General features: G+C 69.6%; 7 protein-coding genes and 2 pseudogenes. 8 read left to right on the top strand and 1 reads right to left on the bottom strand.

All coding sequences use genetic code 11. The annotated features are described in order from the left end of the window. The 3 genes and pseudogenes from V7053_RS17100 to V7053_RS17110 form a co-directional block, all read left to right on the top strand. Nucleotides 1-337: pseudogene (locus V7053_RS17100) on the top strand (hypothetical protein); the annotation flags it as partial. A gap of 21 nt (nucleotides 338-358) precedes the next feature. Then, on the top strand, nucleotides 359-598 hold the full coding sequence (locus tag V7053_RS17105) for a carbon storage regulator (protein WP_334173470.1): 240 nt from the start codon (nucleotides 359-361) through the stop codon (nucleotides 596-598). A gap of 28 nt (nucleotides 599-626) precedes the next feature. After that, nucleotides 627-1,352 (top strand): MBL fold metallo-hydrolase, encoded by a 726-nt coding sequence (locus V7053_RS17110; protein WP_334173471.1) that lies wholly within the window; start codon nucleotides 627-629, stop codon nucleotides 1,350-1,352. A 4-nt stretch (nucleotides 1,353-1,356) separates the two neighbouring features. Here the strand turns inward: V7053_RS17110 and V7053_RS17115 are convergent, their stop codons facing one another. Further along, a complete protein-coding gene (locus V7053_RS17115; RefSeq protein ID WP_334173472.1) occupies nucleotides 1,357-1,779 on the bottom strand; it encodes a ChaB family protein in 423 nt (140 codons plus the stop codon). 281 nt (nucleotides 1,780-2,060) lie between these two features. On the opposite strand from V7053_RS17115, the gene V7053_RS17120 reads away from it, so the two are divergent. The 5 genes and pseudogenes from V7053_RS17120 to adh all read left to right on the top strand — a co-directional run. Then, nucleotides 2,061-2,867, top strand: a complete 807-nt coding sequence (locus V7053_RS17120) for a sigma-70 family RNA polymerase sigma factor (RefSeq protein WP_334173473.1) — start codon at nucleotides 2,061-2,063, stop codon at nucleotides 2,865-2,867. A gap of 83 nt (nucleotides 2,868-2,950) precedes the next feature. Further along, nucleotides 2,951-4,165 (top strand): Re/Si-specific NAD(P)(+) transhydrogenase subunit alpha, encoded by a 1,215-nt coding sequence (locus tag V7053_RS17125; protein ID WP_334173474.1) that lies wholly within the window; start codon nucleotides 2,951-2,953, stop codon nucleotides 4,163-4,165. Further along, nucleotides 4,165-4,455 (top strand): NAD(P) transhydrogenase subunit alpha, encoded by a 291-nt coding sequence (locus tag V7053_RS17130; RefSeq protein WP_334173475.1) that lies wholly within the window; start codon nucleotides 4,165-4,167, stop codon nucleotides 4,453-4,455. Before V7053_RS17125 ends, V7053_RS17130 begins: the two co-directional genes overlap by 1 nt. Next, a complete protein-coding gene (locus V7053_RS17135) occupies nucleotides 4,452-5,825 on the top strand; it encodes an NAD(P)(+) transhydrogenase (Re/Si-specific) subunit beta (RefSeq protein ID WP_334173476.1) in 1,374 nt (457 codons plus the stop codon). Before V7053_RS17130 ends, V7053_RS17135 begins: the two co-directional genes overlap by 4 nt. 235 nt (nucleotides 5,826-6,060) lie before the next feature. Beyond that, a pseudogene (gene adh / locus V7053_RS17140) lies at nucleotides 6,061-6,867 on the top strand (aldehyde dehydrogenase); the annotation flags it as partial.

The following is a 6,867-nucleotide window of genomic DNA, read 5'->3' on the forward strand; positions in this document are numbered from 1 at the left end:
TCTCGCGGACTTCCGCGACGCGACCGCCGCTCGGGCCCACGGGGTCGAGTCGGCCACCACCGTGCTCGCGGCCCTGCGCCTGCAGGCGTTCGACCGGCTCAGCCCCCAACTCGGGCGCGCCGCCGCGCTCAGGCCCGATCAGGTGTGGCTCGCCGTCGACGCCCGGCACAAGGCTGCCGAGACCGCGGAATGGGTGGAGGCGGCGTCGGCGGCCTTCGCGGTGAGCGCGCTCGCCGTGGTCGGTGCGCTCGAAACCCGCACGCCCCAGACCGTCAACAGCCTCGGGATCCCCGTAGGCTGGGTGGACTGTTCGCCCGCACCACGGACGGTGCTCTGAGACTTCCACGGAAGGAAAACGATGCTCGTACTCACCCGCAAGCCCGGCGAGAAGATCATGATCGGCGACGAAATCGTCATCACGTTCCTCGAGAGCCGTGGAAGTGAAGGCATCCGGATCGGCATCGACGCGCCGCGCCATCTTGCCATCAAGCGCGAGGAGATCTTCGAAGCCGTAGCGGACGCCAACCGCGAAGCTGCCCACGCGCCGTCGGACGCCGAGGCGATCCTCAGGGGGCTTCTGAAGCCCGAGGGCCAGTGATCCTCGACCGCCGACTATCGTAGCGACCGTGGAACTCGCACCGCAGCTTCGCCGCATCGGCAACGACATCATCGCCGCCCACCTCATCCTCGGCGACGAGGGGATGACCCTCGTCGATACCGGGCTTCCCGGGCACTACCGCGACCTCATGCGCGAACTGAACGACCTCGGACGCCCGGTCTCCGACATCAAAGGCATCGTCCTCACCCACGGGGACAGCGATCACATCGGCTTCGCCCAGCGCTTGAGGAGCGAACTCGGAATCCCGGTGTACATCGGGGCCGAGGACGCCGCCCGCGCGAAGGGGGCCAAGCCGCCCGCCACGCCGAAGGACCCGCGGCGGATCGGCCCGGTCGTCCGCTTCTTCGCCTATGCGATCGCCAAGGGCGGCTTCCGCACCCGGCCGCTGCAGGAGGTCACCCCGGTTCAGGACGGCGACGTGCTGCCCTTGCCGGGTTCGCCGCGGATCGTTGCGATGCCGGGCCACTCCCCGGGCAGCGTCGCGGTCCACGTGCCCGCAGTGCGCGCGGTGTTCGTGGGGGACGAGCTCACGACGCGCCACGTGCTGACGGGGGTCGAGGGGCCGCAGCCAGCTCCGTTCACCGACGACCAGGCGGGCTCATCGGCTTCCCTCGACCGTCTGGCGGACTTGGACGTCGACTGGGTCATCCCCGGCCACGGGGCGCCCTGGCACGGAAGCACTTCCTCGCTCATCGCCGCCTACCGCTCGGCAGAGGGCCGGTCAGCCGACTGAGGAACTAGTTCTTCCGGCTCTGGGCTGTCTTCTTGGCGTTGGCCTTCTGCAGGGCGTCGACTAGTTCGTCCTTCGACATCGTCGAGCGGCCCGGGACGTCGAGCTTCTGGGCCAGCTCGTAGAGGTGCTTCTTCGACGCGTTGGCGTCCACCCCTCCGGCGGTGGGCCGCGACGTCTTCCGACCGCCCTTCGCCTGCTCGTCGGACGGGCCCTTGCCCTCCTTGGGCTCCCAATGGTCGCCGACCTTCTCGTGGGTGTGCTTGAGCGCCGAGTAGGCGACGCGGTGGGCCCGCTGCTCGTCGTGATAGGACTCCTCGGCCGAGTCGTGGGCCTTGGCGAAGGTCTGTTGGGCCTTGCGGTCCGAACGCTGAAGAGTCGAGGGCAGTTCGTCCTTCTTCGCCCTGCCGCTCCTGTCTGCCTTGGGCATGCTTCCTCCGATCAGAGAACCTGTTCCGAGCCTGCCGTCCAGTCGTTACCCGGATTCTCGGCTCTGCAACAGCTCACGCCCGTGCGTCTCCGTCGCAGGTTTCGCGTCATGCCGCGCTTGTGACTCCGCTTGTCACGACCGCGACACGCCGAAGCAAATAGACATGTCTAATCTGTGTTGTACGCGCACAATTGACATGTCCAACGGAAGTCCTGGCGCACGGGGTAAAGCGGGTTTCACGCTTGGGCTCCGTTGAAGACACGCGTCTCGCAGGGGTGTAGGTGAAGATCGAAGAACGCAACCGCCTGGTCGTGGAGCATCTCCCGCTCGTCGGCTATCTGGTGTCGGACCTGTGTGCGCGGGCCACGCATCTCTCGCGGGAAGACATGGCATCCGCCGGCTCGCTCGGCCTCGTGCTCGCCGCCGAATCGTTCGACCCGAACACCGGCGTGCCGTTCGGAGCCTTCGCCCGCCGTCGGATCACCGGCGCGCTCATGGACGAACTCCGCTCCCTGGACTGGGCAGGCCGCGGTGCGCGCAAGCGCATGAAGGCGGTGGGCGCCGTCACTGAGACGCTCACGGGCACCCTCGGCCGGAAGCCGACGAACGATGAAATCGCCGCAGCCCTCGGGGTGAGCCGTGAAGCCGTCGAGGAAGCCGAGGCACACGCCGCACGCACCGTGAGCCCCCTTGACGAGGCAGCCTCCGACACGCTCGTGGCCGACGTCGTCGCGCCCGAGGAGGCAACCCTCGCGGGGGAGCGGACGCGGTACCTCCGAGCTGCCGTCGAGTCGCTTCCCGAGCGGCTGCGCGTCGTCGTGACGGCCATCTATCTCGAGGGAAGCTCCGTCAAGGAGGTCGCCGAGCGGTTCGGGATCAGCTCTTCTGCCGTGTCCCAGCAGCGGAGCGAGGCCATCCGTCTCCTCCGGGAAGGCCTGGCGGTGCACTATCCGGACGGGCCCGACGCCGCCCCGGCCGTTGAATCCCGCGCGATGTCCCCCCGCCGCGCCGCCTACTTGGAGAGCTTCGCGGGAGCGGTTCGAGGCGCTGGCTCCGTGCGCCGATGTGCCTCCCCGGCGGCGTCCTAATCCGTTTGCCGTCCGGATTGCGAGCGGCGCCCCCGCCTTCCGCAATACACTGCAGCCAAGACTCAGCGTTGAGGGAGGCCCAGGTGGACGTCGGCGTCGCGCGTGAACGCATTCCGGGGGAGAAGCGCGTCGCGGTGACCCCGGAGTCCGCAAGGCAGCTCGTGGGGCTGGGGCTCGGCGTCGTCGTCGAAGAGGGGGCCGGGACGCCAGCCGGGTACCCCGACGCCGCCTACGCAGCCGCCGGCGCGCGCACGGTCCCGTTCCTCGATGTGGCGACGGTCGACGTCGTCGCTCACGTCAGACCGCTCGACCCCGCGGCGGCAACCCGCCTCAAGCCCGGGACGGTCACGGTTGGCCTCGCGTCGCCGTCGACCGAACTGCCCACAGTGCGAGCGCTCGCCGACGGGCGCATCACGGCCTTCGCCCTCGAACTCGTGCCGCGCATCTCCCGAGCCCAGTCGATGGATGCGCTCACGTCCCAAGCGCTCGTCACCGGCTACCGCTGCGTGCTCGAGGCCGCCATCCGGCTGCCGCGCTTCTTCCCCCTGTACATGACAGCGGCAGGCACGGTCCCGCCGGCGCGGGTCCTCGTCCTGGGAGCCGGCGTCGCCGGGCTGCAGGCCATCGGTACGGCGAAGCGCCTCGGCGCTCGCGTTTCGGCCAACGACATCCGCCCCGCCTCGGCCGACGAGGTCGCCTCGATGGGAGGAACCTTCATCCGGCTGGATCTGGACTCGCCGGAGGGAACCGCGGCCGCCGGCGGCTACGCCCGCGAGCTCACCGCCGACCGCGGGGCGCTCCAGCGGCAGCTCCTCGCACCCCATGTGGCCGACGCCGACGTGCTCATCACCACCGCCGCGGTGCCCGGCCGGCCCGCGCCGCTTCTCGTGAGCGCGGACATGGTCGCGGCCATGCGGCCGGGATCGGTCGTGGTCGACATGGCCGCGGAATCGGGAGGCAACGTCGAGGGATCTGTCGCCGGTCAGGACATCGTGGTCCCGACCGCCGACGGCGGGGGAGAGGTCACGGTTGTCGGCCTCAAGGACGCCGCCTCGGCTATGGCGTTCGACGCCTCACGGCTCTATGCGAAGAACGTCGCCAATTTCATCGCGCTCCTGACGTCGGAGGGCGACGTCTCTCCCGATTTCGGGGACGAAGTTGTCGCCGGAGCGTGCCTGACGTTCGACGGCGGTGTGCTGCACGAGCCCACGGCGCAGGCTCTCGCGGCCCTCGCCTCGGCGACCGAGCCGTCTCGCGGTGCGGGCGAGGACGAGCAGATCGAGGGAGGGGCTGGCTGATGGGCGGAGTGGAACTCCTGACGATCACCGTCTTGGCCGTGTTCGTGGGCTTCGAGGTGGTCTCCAAGGTTTCGAGCATCCTCCACACGCCGTTGATGTCGGGGGCGAATGCGATTCACGGCATCATCCTCGTCGGCGCCATCACGGTCGCCGGGCAGGCGACGGACGGCTGGGTGCTCGCGGTCGCGTTGCTCGCCGTCGTCCTCGCGACCGCGAACCTGGTGGGCGGCTTCGTCGTCACGGACCGGATGCTCGAGATGTTCCGGGGCCGCAGGGAGGGCACGAAGTGACGCTGATCGACCCGGTCTGGACGGGGCTCCTCTACCTCGTCGCCGCAGTCTGCTTCATCCTCGCGCTCAAGGGGCTCAGCTCGCCGAAGCACGCCCGGCGGGGCAATCTGGTCGGTGCACTCGGGGCGTTCGTCGCGCTCGTCACTGTCTTCCTCTCGAGCCGGCTCGAGAACATTCCGTGGATTCTGGCCGCCATGGTGGTTGGCGCCGCGATCGCCGCTCCCGTGGCGCGCCGCGTCAAGATGACCCAAATGCCGCAGCTCGTCGCGGTATTCAACGGCGTGGGCGGCGGAGCGGCCGCCCTCGTGGCGCTGCTCGAACTCCCGCATGCGGACAACGGCTGGCTCCGGGTCGCGATCGTGTTCACTCTGCTCGTCGGGGCGGTCTCGTTCGCGGGGTCGGGCGTGACGTTCGCGAAGCTCCAAGAGCTCATGACGACTCGGCCCGTCGTATTCGGCGGCCTCTCCGTCCTCATGGGGGTTGTGCTCGTGGCGGCGGTCGGCGCGGCTTCCGCCGTCGTCGTCACCGGTTCGACGGGACTCGCCGTCGTCGTTCTGGTGGTGGGGCTCATCGCGGGCCTTCTGCTCGTCCTGCCCGTAGGCGGCGCGGACGTCCCGATCGTCATCTCGCTGCTCAACGCCTTCACGGGGCTCGCAGTTGCCGCGTCGGGACTCGTGCTCGGGAACGTCCTGCTCGTCGTCGCCGGCACCCTGGTCGGGGCCTCGGGCACGATCCTCACGCGGCTCATGGCCGCCGCCATGGGGCGGAGGGTCTCGGGGATCATGTTCGGCGCGTTCCGGGGTGGCTCGACGGCCGGTTCAACCGTGGCGAGCGAGCGGCCCGTGCGGTCCTCGAATCCCGAGGACGTCGCAGTGCTGCTCGGATATGCGCAGCGGGTCATCATTGTGCCCGGGTACGGGCTCGCCGTCGCCCAGGGGCAGCACACGGCCGCGGAGCTCGCGCAGGCGCTCGAATCGCGGGGTGTCGACGTCGAGTTCGCGATCCATCCCGTGGCCGGACGGATGCCGGGACACATGAATGTGCTGCTCGCGGAGGCCAACGTCCCGTACGAGTCGCTCAAGGAGATGAGCGAGGTCAACGGCGATTTCAAGCAGGCGGACGTCGCGCTCGTGGTGGGCGCCAACGACGTCGTCAACCCCGCGGCCAAGACCACGCCCGGCTCGCCGATCTACGGCATGCCCATCCTCGAGGCCGGCGACGCGCGGCAGGTCGTATTCCTCAAGCGGTCGATGCGGCCGGGGTTCGCCGGCATCGAGAACGATCTCCTCTACGAGCCGCAGACCACGCTGCTGTTCGGCGACGCGAAGGACTCGCTCGCCAAGGTCCTGACGGCCGTCAAGGCCCTCTGACTCGAGCCGCTGCTGCGCTCCCGCCCACTTCTCGGGCCCCGACACGTCAGTTTTGGGCCACGCGCCGCGCTCCCGACCGATTGGGAAACCACAACCCGGCGGGAGCGCGGGGAGGGCGGGGTGTGGAACCGCGATGCTGTCTGCAACCAAACCGCAACCCACCCGCTCCTACGCTCATCGCAACGCCGGCAGGGCCGGCCCCCTCAAGGGGAACCTGAGACAAAGGAGTTTCGCGATGACCGTCTACGCACAGCCGGGTACCGAGGGCAGCAAGGTCACGTTCAAGGACCGGTATGAGAACTTCATCGGCGGCGAGTGGGTGGCCCCGGTCGGTGGCCAGTACTTCGAGAACATCACCCCCGTGACCGGGCAGGTGTTCTGCGAGGTCGCCCGCTCGCAGGCCGCGGACATCGAGCTCGCCCTCGACGCCGCGCACAAGGCCGCCCCGGGCTGGGGCAGGACGTCGGTGGCCGAGCGCGCGCTCATCCTGCACCGGATCGCCGACCGCATCGAGGAGAACCTCGAGACGCTCGCCGTCGCCGAGACGTGGGACAACGGCAAGCCGGTGCGCGAGACGCTCGCCGCGGACCTGCCGCTGGCCGTCGACCACTTCCGCTACTACGCCGGCGCGATCCGGGCCCAGGAGGGCTCGCTCTCCCAGATCGACGAGACGACGACGGCGTACCACTTCCACGAACCGCTCGGGGTGGTCGGACAGATCATCCCGTGGAACTTCCCGCTCCTGATGGCCACGTGGAAGCTGGCCCCCGCGCTCGCGGCGGGCAACGCGGTCGTCCTCAAGCCCGCCGAGCAGACCCCGGCGAGCGTCCTGGTCCTCGCCGAGCTCATCCAGGACCTGCTCCCGGCCGGGGTGCTGAACATCGTCAACGGTTTCGGGGTGGAGGCGGGCAAGCCGCTCGCGTCGAGCCCCCGCATCCGCAAGATCGCGTTCACGGGCGAGACGACCACGGGGCGGCTCATCATGCTGTACGCGTCGCAGAACCTCATCCCGGTCACCCTCGAACTCGGCGGCAAGAGCCCG

The sequence above is a fragment of the Sinomonas sp. genome, from assembly GCF_036848755.1.
Lineage (GTDB): Bacteria > Actinomycetota > Actinomycetes > Actinomycetales > Micrococcaceae > Sinomonas.

Excerpts from the sequence above, each read along its gene's own strand:
- V7053_RS17105 (WP_334173470.1), top strand. The coding sequence starts at position 359 with ATGCTCGTACTCACCCGCAAGCCCGGCGAGAAGATCATGATCGGCGAC.
- V7053_RS17115 (WP_334173472.1), bottom strand. The coding sequence starts at position 1,779 with ATGCCCAAGGCAGACAGGAGCGGCAGGGCGAAGAAGGACGAACTGCCC.
- V7053_RS17130 (WP_334173475.1), top strand. The coding sequence starts at position 4,165 with ATGGGCGGAGTGGAACTCCTGACGATCACCGTCTTGGCCGTGTTCGTG.